22 protein-coding genes are annotated in these 20983 nt (G+C 55.3%); 15 read left to right on the top strand and 7 right to left on the bottom strand.

All coding sequences use genetic code 11. The annotated features are described in order from the left end of the window. Positions 1-156 precede the first annotated feature (156 nt). The 7 genes from DVA44_RS00510 (at position 157) to coaD (ending at position 7950) form a co-directional block, all read left to right on the top strand. Positions 157-1527 carry an O-antigen ligase gene (locus DVA44_RS00510; protein ID WP_114316229.1) on the top strand — a complete coding sequence of 457 codons (1371 nt, stop codon included), beginning with the start codon at positions 157-159 and terminating at the stop codon, positions 1525-1527. Between the two features lie 124 nt (positions 1528-1651). Continuing rightward, entirely contained in the window at positions 1652-2635 is a 984-nt protein-coding gene (locus DVA44_RS00505; protein ID WP_114385510.1) for a glycosyltransferase, read from the top strand. An 8-nt stretch (positions 2636-2643) separates the two neighbouring features. Continuing rightward, positions 2644-3615, top strand: a complete 972-nt coding sequence (locus DVA44_RS00500) for a glycosyltransferase (protein WP_114316231.1) — start codon at positions 2644-2646, stop codon at positions 3613-3615. Positions 3616-3633: 18 nt separating this feature from the next. Beyond that, a complete protein-coding gene (locus tag DVA44_RS00495) occupies positions 3634-5268 on the top strand; it encodes a sulfatase-like hydrolase/transferase (RefSeq protein WP_114385509.1) in 1635 nt (544 codons plus the stop codon). Between the two features lie 154 nt (positions 5269-5422). Beyond that, the gene (gene waaA / locus DVA44_RS00490) at positions 5423-6697 is read left to right on the top strand and encodes a lipid IV(A) 3-deoxy-D-manno-octulosonic acid transferase (protein ID WP_114317157.1); all 1275 of its coding nucleotides are present in this window, start codon (positions 5423-5425) and stop codon (positions 6695-6697) included. Beyond that, positions 6697-7467: a glycosyltransferase family 2 protein gene (locus DVA44_RS00485; RefSeq protein ID WP_114385508.1), complete on the top strand. Its 771-nt coding sequence runs from the start codon at positions 6697-6699 to the stop codon at positions 7465-7467. Before waaA ends, DVA44_RS00485 begins: the two co-directional genes overlap by 1 nt. A gap of 3 nt (positions 7468-7470) precedes the next feature. Then, positions 7471-7950 carry a pantetheine-phosphate adenylyltransferase gene (gene coaD, locus DVA44_RS00480; protein ID WP_114316234.1) on the top strand — a complete coding sequence of 160 codons (480 nt, stop codon included), beginning with the start codon at positions 7471-7473 and terminating at the stop codon, positions 7948-7950. A gap of 40 nt (positions 7951-7990) precedes the next feature. Here the strand turns inward: coaD and mutM are convergent, their stop codons facing one another. From mutM to radC, 4 genes are all read right to left on the bottom strand, one after another. Beyond that, the gene (gene mutM / locus DVA44_RS00475; RefSeq protein ID WP_114316235.1) at positions 7991-8800 is read right to left on the bottom strand and encodes a bifunctional DNA-formamidopyrimidine glycosylase/DNA-(apurinic or apyrimidinic site) lyase; all 810 of its coding nucleotides are present in this window, start codon (positions 8798-8800) and stop codon (positions 7991-7993) included. A 72-nt stretch (positions 8801-8872) separates the two neighbouring features. Beyond that, complete coding sequence (gene rpmG / locus DVA44_RS00470; protein ID WP_013094893.1) at positions 8873-9040, bottom strand: 50S ribosomal protein L33; 168 nt, start codon at positions 9038-9040, stop codon at positions 8873-8875. A 22-nt stretch (positions 9041-9062) separates the two neighbouring features. Further along, on the bottom strand, positions 9063-9299 hold the full coding sequence (gene rpmB, locus DVA44_RS00465) for a 50S ribosomal protein L28 (protein ID WP_002436699.1): 237 nt from the start codon (positions 9297-9299) through the stop codon (positions 9063-9065). Between the two features lie 216 nt (positions 9300-9515). Next, positions 9516-10181: a DNA repair protein RadC gene (radC, locus tag DVA44_RS00460; RefSeq protein ID WP_114316236.1), complete on the bottom strand. Its 666-nt coding sequence runs from the start codon at positions 10179-10181 to the stop codon at positions 9516-9518. Positions 10182-10355: 174 nt separating this feature from the next. Here radC and coaBC point away from each other — a divergent pair, with 174 nt between their 5' ends. From coaBC to slmA, 3 genes are all read left to right on the top strand, one after another. After that, a complete protein-coding gene (coaBC, locus tag DVA44_RS00455; RefSeq protein WP_114317158.1) occupies positions 10356-11567 on the top strand; it encodes a bifunctional phosphopantothenoylcysteine decarboxylase/phosphopantothenate--cysteine ligase CoaBC in 1212 nt (403 codons plus the stop codon). Continuing rightward, on the top strand, positions 11545-12003 hold the full coding sequence (gene dut, locus DVA44_RS00450) for a dUTP diphosphatase (protein ID WP_168191994.1): 459 nt from the start codon (positions 11545-11547) through the stop codon (positions 12001-12003). Before coaBC ends, dut begins: the two co-directional genes overlap by 23 nt. Positions 12004-12119: 116 nt before the next feature. Further along, the gene (gene slmA / locus DVA44_RS00445; RefSeq protein ID WP_103824307.1) at positions 12120-12716 is read left to right on the top strand and encodes a nucleoid occlusion factor SlmA; all 597 of its coding nucleotides are present in this window, start codon (positions 12120-12122) and stop codon (positions 12714-12716) included. 70 nt (positions 12717-12786) lie between these two features. Here the strand turns inward: slmA and pyrE are convergent, their stop codons facing one another. Together pyrE and rph are read right to left on the bottom strand one after the other, a co-directional pair. Next, positions 12787-13428, bottom strand: coding sequence for an orotate phosphoribosyltransferase (gene pyrE / locus DVA44_RS00440; RefSeq protein ID WP_103824306.1), 642 nt, complete (start codon positions 13426-13428; stop codon positions 12787-12789). A 67-nt stretch (positions 13429-13495) separates the two neighbouring features. After that, positions 13496-14212 carry a ribonuclease PH gene (rph, locus tag DVA44_RS00435; protein ID WP_103177714.1) on the bottom strand — a complete coding sequence of 239 codons (717 nt, stop codon included), beginning with the start codon at positions 14210-14212 and terminating at the stop codon, positions 13496-13498. 125 nt (positions 14213-14337) lie between these two features. Between rph and DVA44_RS00430 the strand changes: the two genes are divergently transcribed. The 3 genes from DVA44_RS00430 (at position 14338) to DVA44_RS00420 (ending at position 18095) form a co-directional block, all read left to right on the top strand. Further along, positions 14338-15201 carry a YicC/YloC family endoribonuclease gene (locus tag DVA44_RS00430; RefSeq protein WP_114316238.1) on the top strand — a complete coding sequence of 288 codons (864 nt, stop codon included), beginning with the start codon at positions 14338-14340 and terminating at the stop codon, positions 15199-15201. A 173-nt stretch (positions 15202-15374) separates the two neighbouring features. Continuing rightward, the gene (locus DVA44_RS00425; RefSeq protein ID WP_114385507.1) at positions 15375-17312 is read left to right on the top strand and encodes an acyltransferase family protein; all 1938 of its coding nucleotides are present in this window, start codon (positions 15375-15377) and stop codon (positions 17310-17312) included. A 165-nt stretch (positions 17313-17477) separates the two neighbouring features. Continuing rightward, a complete protein-coding gene (locus DVA44_RS00420; protein ID WP_114385506.1) occupies positions 17478-18095 on the top strand; it encodes a trimeric intracellular cation channel family protein in 618 nt (205 codons plus the stop codon). Here DVA44_RS00420 and ligB read toward each other — a convergent pair. Continuing rightward, the gene (ligB, locus tag DVA44_RS00415) at positions 18092-19762 is read right to left on the bottom strand and encodes an NAD-dependent DNA ligase LigB (RefSeq protein ID WP_114385505.1); all 1671 of its coding nucleotides are present in this window, start codon (positions 19760-19762) and stop codon (positions 18092-18094) included. The two genes, DVA44_RS00420 and ligB, sit on opposite strands and share 4 nt — an antisense overlap. Positions 19763-20012: 250 nt before the next feature. Between ligB and gmk the strand changes: the two genes are divergently transcribed. Continuing rightward, positions 20013-20636 (top strand): guanylate kinase, encoded by a 624-nt coding sequence (gmk, locus tag DVA44_RS00410; protein WP_103177697.1) that lies wholly within the window; start codon positions 20013-20015, stop codon positions 20634-20636. Between the two features lie 54 nt (positions 20637-20690). Beyond that, positions 20691-20966 (top strand): DNA-directed RNA polymerase subunit omega, encoded by a 276-nt coding sequence (gene rpoZ, locus DVA44_RS00405; protein WP_039030179.1) that lies wholly within the window; start codon positions 20691-20693, stop codon positions 20964-20966. Positions 20967-20983 lie beyond the last annotated feature (17 nt).

The raw sequence follows: 20983 nt of genomic DNA, 5'->3' as shown, positions 1-20983 counted from the left end.
ATTATTCTTGCTTACAAACATTGTCCTTCTGTAGGTCAGGTATTTGTGATAATTTTCTCTGACTTTTTATTTCCCACTAAAAAACCGTGGAAATCACTCACTGCCTTGTTAACCAGCCGGTCAAGAACCGAAAAATCCTTAACCAGCCCAAAAAATATGACAAATACTCGTAACATTCTGACAGGCCTGTTAGTCCTTGCTGTACTGGCTTTATGTTTTGTCTGGCCTATTCCTAACGATCAGCTGCCGTTTCACCGTAATGGTTTGATTTATCCCATTGTCGCGGTCGCTCTTGGTCTCTTTTTTAGCAATAGCGCAACCAGACAACGGCTGGATTTAAGCAAAATTAAGTTCGTTCTTATTGTGGTATGGGCGTTAACTTTCTTTATTGTGATTAATGGTTTTTTTGTCGCACCAGACATAAAAGAGATGGTTTCTACCTGGAGCGGCCAGTGGCTACGCCCGGTATTACTGTTCTGTGCTGGCCTGGTATTATTACCAGCGATCCAACGAACCTATCCTTCCATGACCGCCGCCCGCTTCTTTACGCTAGTCATCCTCTTCTTCTGGGGCGTGGTTCTCATACACTTGCTTGATATTGCCTGGTTATACTGGCGCACCGGTTATATTTACTGGGGTGAAACACGGATTGTTTATAACCGCACCCGCATGAGCTTCCAGGTCAACATGATCACGGGCTTCCTGATGGCCGAATTACTGGCGCGCGGTCTGCTACATCAACGCTTCCTGCGCCTGAAAACGCCTTTCCTGATAGCCATCCTGATAAGTAATTTGCTGTGTACCGCACTGGTCGATTCCCGCTGGGGTACTATCGGCTTGGTCGGTAGCCTGTTTTCGACCTTTTTCCTGCTGAGCCTGCACAACATGCGCCGTAGCCGGGTGGTCGTCACTGGCGGTATTTTAGTCGGCATTGTCACCGCCTCAGTCTTGCTGGGTTACGCTTCATGGAAATCTGACCCACGCTGGCAAAGCCTGGAAAGTGACGCCATTGCAGGGTGGAATGCCCCGTTTACCAGCTATTGTTACAATCAAAATGATGGTGCAATACCGATCAACGGATTGGGCGCACCCATGAACCATTCCAACGGTTGTCGGGCCAGCTTCTTCCATCAGGGCTGGAAACTGATTGCCGAACATCCGGCTGGCATCGGAGCCAGAAAAGAGGCGTTCCGTTATGTGCTACGCCGGGATACCCAGGATAACCGCATCACTATTCCCCATAGCCACTACGGCCTGATCGAGTTTGGTATTCAGAATGGTGTGATAGGTATCGCCGGCTGGCTGATCCTGCTGGTAGGCTGCTGGTATATCGGCTGGCGGGAGTTTCGTCGCGGCAACGTGATGGTGGGGATGTTCCTGCTTCTTTATACCGTCGGCTTCTTCTGCCGAACCATGGTCGATCACAACCTTAAAGATCACTATCTTGAGCAGTATATGCTACTGACCGGCCTGCTGGTTGGTATGTGCGCCCTACGACCTGCACCGACCGAGAAGTTAACATCCTGATGAAGGCGCCACGCCAGCGGTGTTTAACACCCTGGCGTGGAACGCTTTAGCCTGCCGGCTGTCGAAATGCCGTTGCATGTGATGGTTATACCCTTTTATTGCTGCGTATTTTTACGGAGAAAGCATGTCTGAAACGCCTCAATTAAGCCTCATCGTTGCCGTCTATAATGGCGAAAAATTCCTGAGCGCTTTTTTTGACAGCATTAAACAGCAGAATTTATCCAGTCTGGAATTGATTATTGTTAATGACGGATCGACGGATCGCTCAGCTGAAATTATTTCCCGCTACGCCAACGAATTTACCCATTTTAAGGTTATCGACCAGGCTAATGGCGGCGTATCAGCCGCGCGCAACACAGGTCTGGCCGCGGCGACCGGCGAATACGTTGCATTCCCGGATATTGATGACGTTATTTACCCTGGCATGTACCCGCGCCTGCTGGAGATCGCCATTGCGGGCCAGCTGGACGTCGCGACCTGCAACGGCACTTATATTTATGACGACGGCCGTCCGTCGAAAAAGATTTTCCCGTCCGACAAGCTGGCCTCCACTGGCGTACTGGATGGCCCCGAATGGTTGCAGATGGCGCTGGCCTCGCGCAAATTCCTGCATGTCACCTGGCTGAATATTTATCGCCACGCCTTTATCAAGGCACAGGGTTTTACCTTCGAACATGGCCTGCGCCATCAGGATATCCCCTGGACCACGGAAGTACTGCTGACCGCGAAACGCGTGCAGTACATTGACGAAGTCTATTACGACTATCTGATCCACTCCGCATCGGTCTCCCATACGCCAGGCACCGACGACACACGCATGCGTTCATCACGTCACTATATGAAGATCCTCGAAATGCTGGACGCCATCAATAAGCGCTACCCGGAGCAGGTAAAGCGTGTCCCGGCCTGTCAGTGGCAAATCGCCAAAGAGGGTTTGGGTATTTTGCACAGCATTAACAACATCGAAGACAGCGCGAAGAAACGCGAAATCACCCAGGAACTGTTTGATCGCGGCATCTGGTCGATGATCTGGCAAAACGCGCGCGGCTTACGTCAGCGCTGGCGTCTGGGACGTCGTTACTTCCGCCTTAAGAAAATCATCGGCTAACGGATATTATGAGCAAACTTAAATTACACGCAGTCTCCCGCGCTGATTTCATCGCTAAAAACTACGCAGATTTCCAGACGCTGCTGGATAACCGCGTGAACCCGGACACCATCCCGGAGCGCTTTTACTGCGGCGGGCGCGGCGGCTGGACGTTCCAGACCACCCTGGCGCTGAAGCACTATTACGGCGACGATATTGAGTGTTCTTTTGGCTCAGAGTGTCGCCCGGATGCCATCAACCTGATGCATAACGATGATTTTGGATCGCGCGTTAAACCCTGGCGTGGCGTCACCGTCGTCGCCCGTGCCGATCGCCCACCGGTGATTGGCGCCGACGTGGTGGTGGATCAGAACCCGGAAGCGGGCAACCGCAGCAATGGCGTCTTTGTACCCTACTGGCCGCAACCCGGCGTGAAACCGCGCGAACGTACCGATGAAACTGTCAAAACCGTGGCCTTTTTTGGCCGCGTTGACAGCTTTCCGGAGGCCTTCCGTAGCGACGAATTTAAGCAGCGCCTTGCTGAACAGGGCATCGACCTGCGTATCTCCTTCGATAACTGGACCAACTACCAGGATGTCGACGTCTGTATCAGCTTCCGTAAATCACATGACCATAAGCTGACGCGTAAACCTGCCAGCAAGCTGATTAACAACTGGCTCGGCAAAACGGTAATGATCTGCGATGACGAACCTTCGTACCGTGCTATCCGCGAAAGCGAGCTTGATTATCTGATCGCCAAAACGCCTGATGAAGCCTTCGAGGCCATTATGCGGCTGAAAAATACCCCTGAACTCTATCGTCAGATGCGTGAGCAGGGCGACAAACGTCTGCAGGTTTACTCCCGCGAAGCGGTCGCTGCACGCTGGTTCAGCCTGTTTGAGGATATCTGGCGTAAAGGACTGCATAAACGCCCTACTCTGATCCGCGCCCTGCGTTTTGGTTTTGGTAAAGCCATTCGCCCGCTGACTAAAAAGTTTTGAGTTACGTTGAGTCCGTTCATGTTTAAAGCATCCTTACTATCGCCTCTCACGCCGCGCCGCAATATCCTGCGCACCGTGGTGTTAACCCTTGTTTTCCTGGTGCTGTTTTCACTCTGTGAAATCATCATCCTGCTGAAAGACCATGTATATCAGCCGAAATCCAGCGACATGTCGCTGTATCTGATTATCTCCCTGCTGGCGGCCATCAGCGCCCGCTTCTTCCTGACCCGGCTACTGCTGGCCGTTACCTTTATCGTCCAGATATCGGAAGCGGTCTATTACCAGTTCTATGGTCAGTTTTACGGCCCGAGCGAAGTGTGGCTGGCCTTTGTCGAAACCAAAGATATCGCCAGCGGTATTACGGACAGCCTCGGATCGCTTGGGATCTACTTTGCCATCATGGCCGTCGCGGTGATCTTTGCGCTGGTCTTTACCCGCCGCCTGGCGCCGCAGTGGCATAAGTGGGTGGCAATGCCGTGCCTGCTGGCTATCGTGGTGATGTTTGTCGGCCAGTTCTATAAAGCCATCGACGGACAGATGTATAAATTCAACCCGGATCTGCGCCACTCTCTGCTGCGTAACGGTCTGTCGGCCATGAGTTTCAGCGCCATTCGCCTGATCCCGGAAGCCATTTCCGGCGAAAACCAGAGCCTCACGCATTATGCGCCCTATAAGGTCACGCCGGTTGAGGATAGTCAGGCCGGGAAATACTCCATCATCCTGGCGATTGGTGAGAGCCTGAACCCGCACCACGTCAGCGCCCTGGGCTATGAACGCGACACCACCCCGGAACTGAAAGCGCTGATGCAGCAATATCAGGGAACCGGGCGTTTGATCGTTTCGAATGCGGTTTCAACCCGCGTGGCGATCCCGATGCTGGTGAACAACCTGCGTGAGCCGGACAACTACGGCGCCTATAAGTCGAAGTCGACCAATATCTTCACCAATGCCAAAAAACAGGGCTACCAGACGGCGTTTATCTCCGCCCAGGGCCTGGAAGGGCTGAGCAACTGGATTGGCATCCACGACATCGACCTGTGGGAAGATACCCAGATCCGCCCGGCCCCGGACGTGGGTGCCGACGTGGTACTGACCCCTTCCGTTGAGCAGGCGAAGCTGGACTGGAACAAGCCTTTCCTGATGGTGCTGAACAGCCGTGCGCCGCACATCCCTTACGAGCGCAACATCCCGCAGGGCTTCGCCAAATTCTCTACCCCACGCCTCGATGACGACGTGGCGCAGAAGAAAAACGAGTACGATGATGCCGTTCGCCTGTACGACAGAGAGCTGGCTTCGGCGATCCGTACCGCCATGGCGAAATCAAAGCTGCCGGTCCTGGTCTTTATCACCTCGGATCACGGCGAACGCGTGGGTGATGGCGGTCTGTTCGGCCACTCGATTGTCGAGATGCCGATTGCCCAGGTGCCGTTCCTCTACTTCAGTAACGATCCGGCGTATGCGATGAGCACCATCAGCCCGCAGATGCCACTCAACCATTACCAGGTGGCGACGCTGATCAACAAGATGCTGGGATACGCGGTCAGTAACCCGAACCAGAAAGACGACAGCTACTTCATTACCGGGGGTGATATTCGGGGACTGTCGGAGCGCGTCACCTATCACCTGAACGCGTTGCCAGAAGCGGAACGTTAAGCAGAAATCATTAAACGGGCATCTGATGCCCGTTTTTTTATCTGTGAACGCACGTAACGCAGGCAAATGGCTGAGCAAACGCGCCAAAGGGATAGCTTTAAACGGCCTAAATGCTTAGAATTTGCCCGCCGAAACTGAAAAAACGGATAATCGTTTGGAATTGTTGTATACCGCTCTGCTCTATATTATTCAGCCACTGGTGTGGCTACGACTGCTGCTGCGTAGCCGTAAAGCGCCTGCCTACCGTCAACGCTGGGCTGAACGCTATGGTTATTGCCGCAACAAAGTTGCGCCGGACGGTATCCTGCTCCATTCCGTTTCGGTGGGTGAAACGCTGGCCGCTATTCCGCTGGTCCGCGCTCTGCGCCACCGCTATCCGTCGTTGCCGATCACCGTCACCACCATGACGCCTACCGGTTCCGAACGCGCCATGTCCGCTTTTGGCAAAGATGTGCATCATGTCTATCTGCCGTATGATTTACCCTGTGCCATGAACCGTTTCCTTAACACCGTGCGCCCTAAGCTGGTGATCGTAATGGAAACCGAACTGTGGCCGAACATGATTTCTGCCCTGCACGCCCGCAAAATTCCCCTGGTGGTGGCTAATGCCCGCCTGTCAGAACGCTCCGCGAAGGGCTACGGCAAGCTGGGCAACTTTATGCGCCGCCTGCTGAGTAAGATCACCTTGATTGCGGCCCAGAATGAAGAAGATGGCGCGCGATTCCTGTCGCTGGGCCTGAAGCGCAATCAGCTGGCAGTCACCGGCAGTTTGAAGTTTGATATTTCTGTCACGCCTGAACTGGCTGCGAGAGCGGTCACCCTGCGTCGCCAGTGGGCGCCGCGCCGCAAAGTGTGGATCGCTACCAGTACCCACGACGGTGAAGAAGAGATTATCCTGCAGGCGCACCGCCAGCTGCTTGAACGCTTCCCTGATCTGCTGCTGATCCTCGTACCACGTCATCCTGAGCGGTTTAAAGACGCCCGCGAGATGGTGCAAAAGGGCGGATTCAGCTTCACGATGCGCAGCAGCGGTGAAATTCCCTCCTCCGGCACCCAGGTGGTAATTGGCGATACCATGGGTGAGCTGATGTTGCTGTACGGTATTGCCGACCTGGCCTTTGTCGGCGGCAGCCTCGTGGAGCGCGGCGGGCATAACCCGCTGGAGCCCGCAGCGCACGCCATCCCAGTGCTGATGGGGCCACATACCTTTAACTTCAAAGATATCTGCGCCAAACTGCAGCAGGCGGACGGGCTGATTACCGTCACCGATGCGAACGCCATCGAAAAAGAGGTTTCAAACCTGCTGACCGACGAAGATTATCGTCTGTGGTATGGCCGTCACGCTGTCGAAGTGCTGCATCAGAACCAGGGCGCACTGACCCGTCTGCTGCAACTGCTGCAACCTTACCTGCCCGTGCGGAGCCACTGATGTCTGCGCGTCTGTCGGTCGTGATGATCGCCAAAAACGCCGCCGACCTGCTGCCGGATTGCCTCGCCTCTGTGGCGTGGGCTGATGAGCTGATCCTGCTCGACTCCGGCAGTACCGACGACACGGTTAATATCGCCCGCGCCGCCGGTGTGCTGGTCCATATCGATACCGACTGGCAGGGTTATGGCATTCAGCGCCAGCGGGCGCAGCAGTACGCCACCGGCGATTATATCCTGATGATCGACACCGACGAGCGTGTGACCCCAGAACTTAAACAGGCCATCCAGCGCGTACTGGCGGCCCCTCAGCCTGATGTTGTCTACAGCATCGCCCGGCGAAACTATTTCCTTGGCCGCTTTATGCGTCACAGCGGCTGGTATCCCGATCGCGTTATGCGTCTTTATCCGCGGACGCGCTATCAGTACAACGATAACCTGGTTCATGAGGCGCTGGCCTGCGACGGTGCGCCGGTAACTGCCCTCGACGGTGACCTCCTGCATCTGACCTGCCGTGATTTCGCCAGCTTTCAGCGTAAACAGCTTAATTACGCCACGGCATGGGCCCAGGAGCGTCATCAGCGCGGCAAGAAAACCTCGCTGGCAGGAATTTTCAGCCACACCGTCGGCGCGTTTCTGAAGACGCTGGTGCTACGTGGTGGCGTGCTGGACGGTAAGCAGGGCTGGTTACTGGCGGTGGTTAACGCCCAGTATACATTTAATAAATACACCGAGCTGTGGGCGCTGAGCCGCGGCTACTCTGAGAAAGCGTGAGCCATGAGCACAAAAGCGATTTATCCGGGTACCTTTGATCCTGTCACCAACGGCCATATCGATATCGTCACGCGTGCCGCAAGCATGTTTGACACGGTGATTTTGGCGATTGCCGCCAGCCCCAGCAAAAAGCCCCTGTTCGATCTTGATGAGCGGGTTGCGCTGGCGAAAGCCGCAACGGCGCATCTGCCCAATGTTGACGTGGTGGGCTTTAGCGATCTGATGGCGAATTTTGCCCGCGCTCAGCAGGCCAATATCTTAATTCGTGGGCTGCGCGCGGTGGCCGATTTTGAATATGAGATGCAGCTGGCGCACATGAACCGCCATCTGATGCCCGAGCTGGAGAGCGTCTTTCTGATGCCATCCAAAGAGTGGTCGTTTATCTCTTCTACTCTGGTGAAAGAGGTGGCGCGCCATGCAGGTGACGTCACCCATTTCTTACCCGCCAGCGTGCATCAGGCGCTGATGGACAAGCTGAAATAAGTGTTTTGCCCGGTGGCGCTGCGCTTACCGGGCCTCCACATCATTTCTGGCACTGACGGCAATAGAACGTTGCCCGCTGGGCATGCTTCGTTGCCACAATCGGTGTGCCACAGACCCGACACGGCTCGTCTTTACGGCCATAGACCTGTAGCTCCTGAGCAAAGTAGCCGGGCTTGCCGTCGCTTTGCAGGAAGTCTTTCAGGGTGGTTCCGCCCTGCTCAATCGAACGCAGCAATACGGCTTTGATCACCCGCACCAGCAGCTCACACTCCTGCGCCGACAGCGATGAGGCTAACCGATCGGGATGGATCCCGGCGGCAAACAGCGATTCGCTGGCGTAGATATTGCCCACGCCGACCACCAGCTTGTTATCCATCAGCCAGGGTTTAATGGCGGTTTTCTTCTTCGCGCACTTCGCCTTCAGGTACGCCGCATTAAACGCGTCTGAGAGCGGCTCCGGCCCCAGGTGCGCCAGCACGTTATGCCCTTCCAGCTCTTTGGTCCACAGCCAGGCGCCAAAACGACGCGGATCGGTATAGCGCAGCACTTTGCCGTTGCTCATCACCAGGTCAACGTGGTCGTGTTTTTCTGGGGGTAGCTCTTCGCTAAGGATGCGCAGGCTCCCGGACATCCCCAGGTGAATGATGATCCAGCCGTCAGGCAACTCAAGCAGCAGGTACTTTGCGCGGCGCTGTACGCTGAGAACCGGTTTATCGCTCAGCGCATGGATCTCATCAGAGACCGGCCAGCGAAGACGACCGTTACGGACAACAGCGTGAAGAATGGTCGCACCGACCAGATGGGGCTCAATGCCACGGCGGCTGGTCTCTACCTCAGGTAATTCAGGCATGGTTCCTCCGTTGAGATGCAGAATGCAAAAAACCCCGCGGTTGCGGGGTTTTTCAGTACCAGAAAACTAAAATTATTTGATTTTAGCTTCTTTGTACATTACGTGCTGGCGTACAACTGGATCGAACTTTTTCAGTTCCAGTTTTTCCGGCTTAGTACGTTTGTTCTTCGTGGTGGTGTAGAAGTGACCTGTACCAGCAGAAGAAACCAGCTTGATTTTCTCGCGAATACCTTTAGCCATGATTTATTTCCTCTTTAAGTACTTAGTACTTTTCGCCACGGGCACGCAGTTCGGACAGAACTGTATCGATGCCTTTCTTATCAATTACACGCATACCTTTAGCAGATACGCGCAGGGTGACAAAACGCTTCTCGCTCTCAACCCAGAAACGGTGAGAGTGCAGGTTCGGCAGGAAACGGCGTTTAGTCGCGTTCAGTGCGTGGGAACGGTTGTTACCGGTCACCGGACGCTTGCCAGTAACTTGGCAGACTCGGGACATGTCTATTCTCCAAAAATCAAATTAGCTCGAGCTTCGTATGGGGTATCGGCGCCTCGTCAGGCTTTACAGCCCGGTCATCGCGATTCTAAGTGAACCATCGATTGCCAGGCCCAAATGCCAAACCCGAGATTCTCAAAGGTGGCGTAGTATACGCTGACTCGCGGATGTGCTCAAGTCCCGAACAGACAAAGATCCCGATGGATCGCGAGAAATGGCTTAAATCCACCCACGTTCGGCAAACGAAACGTACTCTCCGCGGCCTATCACCAGATGATCAAGAACACAAATGTCCATGAATTGACAGCATTTCATGATGCGTGCGGTCACGTCTCTGTCGGCTTTGCTCGGTTCGGCGCGCCCTGAGGGGTGATTATGCGCGAGGATCACGCCCGCGGCATTCACTTTTATCGCTTCGCGCACAATTTCCCGGGGATGCACCTCAACATGGCGCAGGGTTCCCGAAAATAACCGGCTGTGGCTCAGCACCCGGTTTTGGTTATCGAGGAAGATGACCATAAAGATCTCGCGCTCCTCTTCCGCCAGTTGGCTACGCACAAACTCCTGGGTCATCTGCGGATCTTTCAGCGGGTTGATGCCCTGAATCCCCGAGCAGTAGTAGCGGCGGGCGAGCTCAGCAATCCCTTTCAGCTGGGCGAATGTCGCCAGGCCAATTCCCTCGACCAGCCTGAAATCCTTCATCTCTGCGGATAACAAACCATGCAGCGAGCCGAAATGCTGCAACAGATCTCTGGCAAGCACGAACACGTTTTTACTCCGCGTCCCGGTACGCAGGAACAGCGCCAGCAGCTCTTCGTCCGTCAGTAACGTCGCGCCATCCCGTAGCATTTTCTCCCGCGGCAGCAGCGGGGATAGTGTCTCCATACCCTCTCCTTCTCCATCACCACGCTATGCTACCACAGCGCCTGACGCCTCACGAGGCTCTGTTTTTCGTATTGCGTAACGCCTCGCAAAGTGGCGCATGGACAACAGCACGATGCTTTTCGGATTGTGATAAAATGCCCGCCTCTCAGCTGAACCCAACAGGAAAGAATCATGATGAGCCTGGCCGGTAAAAAAATCGTTCTTGGCGTGAGCGGCGGCATTGCAGCCTATAAAACGCCGGAACTGGTGCGCCGTTTACGCGATCGCGGAGCGGACGTGCGGGTGGCAATAACCGAAGGGGGCAAAGCGTTCATTACGCCGCTGAGCCTGCAGGCCGTTTCAGGCTACCCGGTGTCGGACAGCCTGCTCGATCCGGCGGCAGAAGCCGCAATGGGCCATATCGAGCTGGGTAAATGGGCCGATTTAGTCATCCTCGCCCCCGCCACCGCCGATCTCATCGCCCGCGTGGCCGCCGGCATGGCTAACGACCTGGTTACCACTATCTGCCTTGCCACGCCAGCGCCCGTCGCCGTGGTCCCGGCCATGAACCAGCAGATGTACCGCAACGCGGCAACGCAGCATAACCTGACGACTCTCGCCTCTCGCGGGCTGCTAATTTGGGGGCCGGACAGCGGCAGCCAGGCCTGTGGCGATGTGGGTCCGGGCCGTATGCTGGATCCGCTGGCGATTGTGGATCTGGCCGCGAGCCATTTTTCACCTGTCAACGATCTGCAACATCTCAACATCATGATTACCGCGGGTCCGACGCGTGAACCGCTGGATCCGGTGCGCTATATCACCAACCAAAGCTCCGGCAAGATGGGCTTTGCGATTGCCGCCGCCGCCGCGTCGCGGGGGGCAAAGGTGACGCTGGTGAGCGGCCCGGTTTCGCTGCCAACGCCTCCTGGGGTGCAGCGCATCGACGTCACTACCGCGCTGGAAATGGACGCCGCGGTTCAGACCCATGCGCAGCAGCAGCAGATTTTTATCGGCTGTGCTGCCGTGGCGGACTACCGTGCTGCCGCCATAGCCGATGAGAAAATCAAAAAGCAAGGCGATGAAATCACGATAAAAATGGTGAAAAACCCCGATATCGTAGCCGGGGTCGCGGCATTAAAAGATCGCCGCCCTTATGTCGTTGGGTTTGCCGCTGAAACGAATAATGTGGAAGAATATGCCCGGCAAAAACGTACCCGCAAAAACCTCGATTTGATTTGCGCGAACGACGTATCGCTGGCCTCACAAGGATTCAACAGCGACAGCAACGCATTGCACCTTTTCTGGCAGGATGGAGATAAAGTCTTACCGCTTGAGCGCAAGGAACTCCTGGGCCAACAATTACTGGACGAGATCGTTACCCGTTATGATGAAAAAAATCGACGTTAAGATTCTGGACCCGCGTGTTGGTCAGCAATTTCCACTGCCGACCTATGCCACTTCCGGCTCTGCCGGTCTTGACCTGCGTGCCTGCCTCGACGACGCCGTAGAACTGGCACCCGGCGCTACCACGCTGCTGCCGACCGGCCTTGCGATCCACATTGCCGACGCCTCTCTGGCGGCGGTGATCCTGCCGCGTTCCGGCCTGGGTCATAAGCATGGTATCGTGCTGGGCAATCTGGTGGGTCTTATCGATTCTGACTATCAGGGTCAACTGATGGTTTCTGTCTGGAACCGTGGCCAGGAGAGCTTCACCATTCAACCCGGCGAGCGTGTCGCCCAGATGGTGTTCGTCCCGGTGGTACAGGCTGAATTTAATCTGGTAGAAGATTTCGACGCGACCGATCGCGGCGAAGGCGGCTTCGGCCATTCCGGGCGCAAATAAACCCGGCTATACGCATCCCACAACGCATAACGTAATAACAAACCGCAAACAGCCGTTTGCGGTCGTTGTGTGGACGTCAGCCTGACAAGTGATTATTTTCAGGGGTATTTTGTAACATGGCAGAAAAACAAACAGCGAAAAGGAATCGTCGCGAAGAAATACTTCAATCTCTGGCTCTGATGCTTGAATCCAGCGATGGCAGTCAACGCATCACCACCGCAAAACTGGCCGCCTCTGTGGGCGTGTCGGAAGCGGCGCTGTACCGTCATTTTCCCAGCAAAACGCGGATGTTCGACAGCCTGATCGAGTTTATCGAAGATAGCCTGATCACGCGTATCAACCTGATTCTTAAGGATGAAAAAGACACCACCGCACGGCTGCGTCTGATTGTTCTGCTGATCCTCGGTTTCGGCGAGCGCAATCCGGGGTTAACCCGTATCCTGACCGGCCACGCGCTGATGTTTGAACAGGACAGATTGCAGGGGCGTATTAACCAGCTTTTCGAGCGTATTGAGGCGCAGCTGCGCCAGGTATTACGCGAAAAGAAAATGCGTGAAGGCGAAGGCTTCACCATGGATGAATCGCTGCTTGCCGGGCAAGTTCTGGCTTTCTGTGAAGGGATGCTCTCCCGCTTTGTGCGCAGTGAATTCAAATATCGTCCGACGGACGATTTTGATGCCCGCTGGCCGCTCGTGGCCGCGCAGTTGCAGTAACCCTGTTGCCGCCTTATCCGGCCTACGGTTTACGTAGGCCCGGTAAGCAAAGCGCCACCGGGCTTTTACATTAAACGCCGTACGCTTCGCGATAGGCGCGCACCGCCGCCAGGCTCTCTGCCATCTCCGGCTTCTCTTCCAGATAGGCAATCAGATCTTTCAGGGTGATGATTGAGGTCACTTTGCAGTTGTAGTCACGCTCCACTTCCTGAATGGCCGAGATATCGCCACGTCCACGCTCCTGGCGGTCCAGCGAGATCAGCACGCCCGCAAGCGTGGCATTATTCGCCTGGATAATCTCCATCGATTCACGGATGGCGGTGCCTGCGGTGATCACATCGTCCACCAGCATCACCCGGCCCTGCAACGCGCTACCAACCAGATTACCGCCTTCGCCGTGGGTTTTGGCCTCTTTGCGGTTAAAGCAGTACGGCACGTCGCGATCGTGATGCTCCGCCAGCGCCACGGCGGTGGTGGTGGCAATCGGAATACCTTTGTACGCCGGGCCAAACAGCAGGTCGAATTCGATCCCGGAGTCCACCAGCGCTTCGGCATAGAAGCGGCCTAACAGTGCCAGATCGCGCCCGGTATTAAACAGCCCGGCGTTAAAGAAATAGGGGCTCTTGCGCCCGGATTTCAGCGTAAATTCGCCAAACTTAAGTACCTGCTTGCTAAGCGCAAACTCAATAAACTGGCGCTGATACGGTTTCATGGATTCGCTCCTTTCTCTTTTCTGTCTTACAGGCAAAAAAAAGGCGACTCATCAGTCGCCTTTAAAATCAATTTTCTAACGCCGCCTTCTGCGTCGTTACGATAGATTCGATCCCCTCTCGGGCCAACGCCAGCAGAGAGAGCAACTCTTCGTGGGTAAACGGCTCGCCTTCTGCCGTGCCCTGTACCTCGATGATGCGACCATCTTCGGTCATCACCACGTTCATGTCGGTCTCTGCCGCGGAGTCTTCAACGTACTCCAGATCGCACAGCGCTTCGCCATTGACGATACCTACTGATACCGCTGCCACCATGCCTTTCAGCGGGTTCGCTTTCAGTTTACCGGCCGCAACCAGTTTGTTCAGGGCATCGGCCAGCGCCACACAGGCTCCGGTAATAGAGGCAGTACGGGTGCCGCCGTCCGCCTGGATCACGTCGCAGTCCAGGGTGATGGTGAACTCGCCCAGGGTTTTCAGATCAACAGCGGCGCGCAGCGCACGGGCGATCAGACGCTGGATCTCCATGGTGCGACCGCCCTGCTTGCCCTTCGCCGCTTCGCGGGCGTTACGGGTGTGGGTGGAGCGTGGCAGCATGCCATATTCGGCAGTGATCCAGCCCTGTCCCTGGCCTTTCAGAAAGCGCGGCACGCCCTCTTCGATAGAGGCGGTGCACAGGACTTTGGTGTCACCAAATTCAACAAGCACGGAACCTTCAGCGTGTTTTGTATAGTTACGGGTCAGGGTGACGGGGCGCACCTGGTTGGCGCTACGACCTGATGGACGCATGATGATATCTCCGGCTTGAAACGAATGTGGCTGCGCATTATACGGATTAAACGCGCTTATTCCTATCCTGAGAAAGCCCCGAAAGCTATAATCCCCCCATCTCTCCTCTGAAAACGGAAAAGTCTATGATCCGCAGTATGACCGCCTACGCCCGCCGTGAAATCAAGGGTAGCTGGGGCAGCGCTACCTGGGAAATGCGCTCGGTAAACCAACGCTATCTTGAAACCTATTTCCGTATGCCAGAACAGTTCCGCAGCCTTGAGCCTGTCGTGCGTGAGCGTATCCGCGCTCGCCTGACCCGCGGAAAGATTGAATGCAACCTGCGTTTTGAGCCCGATGCGAGCGCGCAAGGTGAGCTGATCCTGAACGAGAAACTGGCTAAACAGCTGGTGAACGCCGCTAACTGGGTCAAAATGCAGAGCGACGAAGGCGAAATTAATCCGGTGGATATTCTGCGCTGGCCTGGCGTGATGGCGGCAGGCGAACAGGATCTGGACGCCATTACCGCTGAGCTCCTTACCGCGCTGGACAGCACGCTGGACGACTTCATTTTAGCCCGTGAAACCGAAGGTCAGGCGTTGAAAGCGCTGATAGAGCAACGCCTGGAAGGCGTAAGCGGCGAAGTGGCGAAAGTCCGCGCCCATATGCCAGAGATCCTACAGTGGCAGCGTGAGCGTCTGGTCGCCAAACTGGAAGATGCCGAAGTTCAGCTGGAAAACAACCGTCTCGAACAGGAACTGGTGCTGATGGCGCAGCGTATCGATGTGGCGGAAGAGCTGGATCGTCTGGAAGCGCACGTCAAAGAGACCTACAACATCCTGAAGAAGAAAGAGGCCGTGGGCCGTCGTCTCGACTTTATGATGCAGGAATTCAACCGCGAGTCGAACACGCTGGCATCCAAGTCTATCAACGCCGAAGTCACTAACTCTGCGATTGAACTGAAGGTGCTTATTGAGCAGATGCGCGAACAGATTCAGAATATCGAATAAACATTAGCGCGCGTTTTTCGCTATTAATGGTCCCGCTAAGGGACCATTGTCAATTAACGGCTTTAAGTATGTCCTGAATCCCACCTGCGCATCAGAATATAAGAACTCCTTTCCTATTTTTGTTAGAATGCACGCCGCACTCAATATTCTTATCTTTCCTCTCAGGAAACATAATGGCAAACATCAACTTATCCTTAGAGGAAGCCTCCAGCCTCTCAGTTGACCGCGATTTCCGGCAGGACATTAACCTGCTGCGCGGAATAGCCATTCTTTCTGTAGTGTTTTATCACTTTACCGCCACTTTGCTGCCCGGCGGTTTCGCTGGCGTGGATGTGTTTTTCGTTATCTCCGGCTTCTTGATGACCAAAATCATCGCCACAGGCCTTGAGCGAAATAGCTTCAACCTTATTCAGTTTTATGCCGCGCGCTGTAAAAGAATAATTCCCGCGCTGCTGGCAATGTGTCTGATCGTCGCCGCGACGACCTTTTTCTGGTTGCCAACAAATGAATATCAAAAACTTGGAAACTATATTGGCTATGCCGCCTTATTTATTTCCAATCTGAAACTTAACAAAGAGTCCGGGGACTATTTTGCTCCCGATTCCCATGAAAACTGGTTTTTACATACCTGGTCATTGTCCGTCGAATGGCAATTTTACCTGGTATTACCCTTCATTATGATGGGGCTCTATCCCCTCAGGAAAAAACTGAACACTGGCTTATGCCTGGCCATACTCACCGTTGCATCGTTTATCGTGAGTGTCACCCACACGCCCAACGCTGCGGCCACCAGCTTCTACCTGATGCCTTATCGCGCCTGGGAGATGTTATGCGGTGGGCTGGTGTGGTATGCCTCGCAGCGCTTTGTCATGCCGTTGATGCTTCGCCCGGTTGCGGCAATTGCGGGTTACGCGCTGATCCTGCTTTCTCTCTTTTTCATTACCGCTGAGCATGCCTGGCCAGGACCGCTGACCTTACTGCCCGTCGTGGGCGCGATGCTGGTGATTTATAGCGACTACCAGCCGCTGGTGAGCCTGTTCGACCGTAATTTCCGCTGGGCGGGGCTGAGCTCGTACTCCGTCTACTTATGGCACTGGCCTGTGGCGGTGGTTCTGCTCTACTGCGGAAAGCAGCATAACGGGCTGTGGGTCATGAGCGCGATTGCGCTCTCTTTCGCCGTCGGCTGGCTGTCGTGGGTGCTGATTGAGCAACCCGGCAAAAATTACCTTAGCCAGCGTTCAACCCGCGCTTTCTGGTTGATCCTCTTTGCCTGCGTAGGTGTCGCCTGGCTGTTCAGCTATCTGGTGAAAAACCAGATCGTGGTCAGTCAGCCCGACCCGCTCGTCAACAAAATCGCGCTGGAAGCCACCAACAAAAACTACGCAGCCAATCCTAAAACGCACCTGAGCGCTTATGGCACAGGTAAGCCTGCAGCCATCATCATTGGCGACAGCCATGCGGAAGCCACCGCAACCGCGCTGGCAGAAGCAGCGCAAGGTAAGGGCTCTGTTGTCGGGATCACCTACTCTGGCTGTCCGACGCTGGCGAGGGGCGAGCTGGGGGCGCGAAATCGATGTGGGGAATTTAACCGCTCTCTCCCTTCAAGGCTGAAGGATTACGCGCCGGACGTACCGGTGGTGATCGTGAACCGTCTGACGCACTATGCCGAAAAGCAGCTTGTCACCTTCGGGGCCGGACAGCAAAACAAGCAGGACTACCTGCGTCAGTATTCTGATGCCATCGTTGATATGGCATGCTCGCTCAACAGTACGCGTCCTGTTTATCTGGTGAATCCGATCCCCGAGATGGCGCAAAATGTTCCCCGCACGTTATCTCATCGCCTGATGACCGGCAAAACCACGCACGACTTATCCATACCCGTCGCGACTTACGCCAAACAAAACGCCGTTATTTTGCAGGCGCAGGCGCGGGCGGCAAAACAGTGTGGCGTTCAGGTGCTCGATCCCACCGCCTGGCTCTGTACCACGGGCCGCTGCATGGGCAGTAAAAATTTACAACCGTGGTATTTCGACGATAACCACCTCAGCGAAACCGGGAATAAGATGCTGGTGCCGATGTTCCGGCAGATTTTTAGCTCTCAGCAGCGTTAAAAGCCAAATTAATCTAATGCGATATCTATGCTAAAAACAGTACATCGCCCTCTTTAAGCTAAAGTGCCATTAGATAATCTAAGGCATATTCGCTCGCACAAGAAAATCTAAATCGTGAGCCAGAGCACATAACGTTACCCTGACGCTCTTATTTCTGGGGGTAACATGCTGCTGCATATCCTGTATCTGATCGGTATCACCGCTGAAGCCATGACCGGCGCCCTCGCCGCCGGACGTCGTCGTATGGACACCTTCGGCGTCATTATTATTGCCACTGCCACGGCGCTGGGTGGCGGCTCCGTCCGGGATATCCTGCTGGGCCACTATCCGCTCGGCTGGGTCGAACATCCTGAATATGTGATTATCGTGGCCGTCGCCGCCGTGTTGACCACCATTGCCGCCCCGGTTATGCCCCATCTGCGCCGTCTGTTTCTGGTGCTGGATGCCCTCGGCCTGATCGTATTCTCCATTATTGGCGCCCAGGTCGCGCTGGATATGGGCCAGGGCCCGGTGATCGCCACTATCGCGGCGGTGATCACTGGCGTCTTTGGCGGCGTGCTGCGCGATATGTTCTGCAAACGCATCCCGCTGGTCTTTCAGAAAGAACTCTACGCTGGCGTCTCTTTCGCGTCCGCCGTGCTCTATGTCGCACTGCAGCATTACGTGAGCAATCAGGATGTGGTGATCATCTCCACGCTCTTATTTGGCTTTACTGCCCGCATGCTGGCGCTGCGTCTGAAACTGGGATTACCCGTTTTTTATTACACCCACGATAGCCACTAAAAACCCTGTACGCCCTGCTCACCCAGCCAGGAAGCCAGGGCGTTAACGGTGGGATGATGAACAAAATCCACCAGCCTGCGCGCCTTTTCCGGGCCGATGCCCGGCACCTGATGCCAGCGTAACGCATCTCTCTCCAGTAACTGCTGCCATTGCCGATCGCTAAGCGCGCGCAGGGCCCTTCGTGGCAACGGAACGCCAAGCGCATCCAGCCAGCGGGTAAAAGGCTGACGGCGAACCAGATTGAATTGATGCCAGAGCCGCAGGCCCCGCTCTGACGTTATGCCGGGTGTGTGTTGCAACTGCTCCTGACTGAGCGCCAGCCAGGAAAAGAGATGTTCAAAGTGGTGCGCCTGATGCAACGTCTGCCAGCCAGCCTCACCCAGCCCGGCGATATTTAACACCGACGACGAACTCAGCCACTTCAGCCGGGCCATAAACTGCCCGTGGCACTCCGGCGTGGCATAAAAACAGGTGAGCGGGGTGAAACGCGTTTCTGGCGGCACAGGTTTGCGGCGATCGCTCCCCCGCCAGACAACGTTATCCACGCGCGGGATCCCCTGCCCGGCCAGGCTAATTTGGATCTGATCCCCCGGCGCAATATCCAGCGCCTGCCAGCGTCCCACTGACCCGAGGTTTACGCGCTGCACCTGCTTATCATCAAGCTGTACGGGCACCAGGAGGGCGACCACCGCGATCCTGCCGGTACGCCCCACGGTGAAATTGATGGCCCGAACTTCGGCAACCCGGGCGACCGGCGCATATTTCCACGCCACGACCCAACTGCCCTCGCCGGGAAGCCAGCGGTGACCCGGAGGCTCCTGCGCCGAGCGGATGATGACCCCATCGGTCACAAACGGCAGGGGCGATGTAAACCAGCGTTCGCGTATTTTTTCTACCGCCTCCAGCGAACTGACTTTATGCGTCCATGACCCGGTCAGGGTGAAGCCTGCCTGGGTTAAGGCCTGTAGCCGTTCAGGCATCGAGGCGGGGCCGTCAGGCCATGCCCAGATGAAAATACCGATGTTATCCAGCCCTGCGCCGGAATCGTGTCGCATCATCGTCCCGGCGACTTTTGCCCGCGCATTCATCCCACCCATCTGCTTCTGGATATGGTTATCGCGCAGTAAAAAGAGCTCCCCCTGCAACACGCTATTGGCAAGCGGGCCTTTTACCTGCCCGGGAACCGAGGCGATGCGTTTGACTTTCTCCGTCCAGTCTTCGCCTTTCAGCCCGTCCCCGCGGCTGGTGGCCTGCACCAGTTGACCCTGACGGTAGACCAGCGTGACCGCCACGCCATCCACTTTTGGCTGGATCCACAGATCGCGACGCGACTGCATCCACTGCCGGAGCGCTGTTTTATCGGCTATCTTCGCGACCCCAGTGTGGCCGACCGGGTGCCTCACCGAACCACCCGCAGCCACCGGTACGTCCGCCGCCTGTTCATCGCCAAAGCAGTGCCGCCACTGTTTTAGCCTTGCCGCCAGCTGGTCATAGACTTCGTCGTTGACATCGCTGGTGCCCTGTTGCCAGTACGCCTTATCCCAGCGTGCTATTTGCGTGCTGAGCCTGGCTATCTCCTGCTCTGCCTGGGTAGGCGACCAGACCGGGCATATCGCCTGACCGGCACTGCTCCAGATTGCTAACAGCACGCTAAAATATCGCCACATCGTCACTCCTCCCTGTTTTGCAGGGGGTATAACGCGAAGCGCAGCCGCAGGCGAGGAGCAAAAAACGACTTTACGAGGCAACCTCAGAATTGAATTTTTGTTGCAGCAAACACCCCATAAAACCGGAAAAAGGTACGCAAAAATCAACCGGAATACGGAAAAAGTGTGACAAAGGCTACGTCACGAAGCGGCGACGTGTATAATAAGCCCGTATGTAGGACTTCAACGCTATCAACATACAAAGACTCTCATGGCTCAAGGCACGCTTTATATTGTTTCTGCCCCAAGTGGCGCGGGTAAATCCAGCCTGATTCAGGCGCTGTTAAAAACCCAACCGTTGTACGATACGCAGGTTTCTGTTTCTCACACCACGCGCGCGCCGCGTCCGGGTGAAGTACACGGTGAACACTATTTCTTTGTCGATCACGACGAATTCAGAACGATGATTGGCAGAGATGCGTTTCTTGAACACGCTGAGGTCTTCGGTAACTATTACGGCACCTCGCGTGAAACCATCGAGCAAGTGCTGTCGACCGGCGTAAACGTATTCCTGGATATCGACTGGCAGGGCGCGCAGCAGATTCGCCAGAAAATGCCTGATTCACGCAGCATTTTTATTTTGCCGCCGTCGAAAGATGAGCTGGATCGCCGTCTCCGTGGCCGCGGTCAGGATAGCGAAGAGGTTATCGCAAAACGTATGGCCCAGGCAGTTGCGGAAATGAGCCATTACGCCGAATATGATTACCTGATTGTGAATGATGATTTTGACGCCGCCCTGAGCGATCTCAAAACTATCCTTCGCGCCGAACGTCTGCGTATGAGCCGCCAGAAGCAGCGACATGACGCATTAATCACCAAACTGTTGGCAGACTGAACCCACATTCAGTATCATGCCCAGTCATTTCTTCATCTGTGGAGCATTTTAAGTATGGCACGCGTAACTGTTCAGGACGCTGTAGAGAAAATTGGTAACCGTTTTGACCTGGTGCTGGTCGCCGCGCGTCGCGCTCGTCAGATGCAGTCAGGCGGTAAAGATCCACTGGTACCGGAAGAAAACGATAAAACTACCGTTATCGCACTGCGCGAAATCGAAGAAGGTCTGATCAACAGCCAGATCCTCGATGTTCGTGAGCGCCAGGAGCAGCAAGAGCAGGAAGCCGCAGAACTGCAGGCCGTTACCGCCATTGCTGAAGGTCGTCGTTAATTAAACCTGCGGGTCGC

The sequence above is a fragment of the Leclercia sp. W17 genome (assembly GCF_003336325.1).
Taxonomy (GTDB): domain Bacteria; phylum Pseudomonadota; class Gammaproteobacteria; order Enterobacterales; family Enterobacteriaceae; genus Enterobacter.
This window is presented reverse-complemented; position numbering and strand designations above follow the sequence as displayed.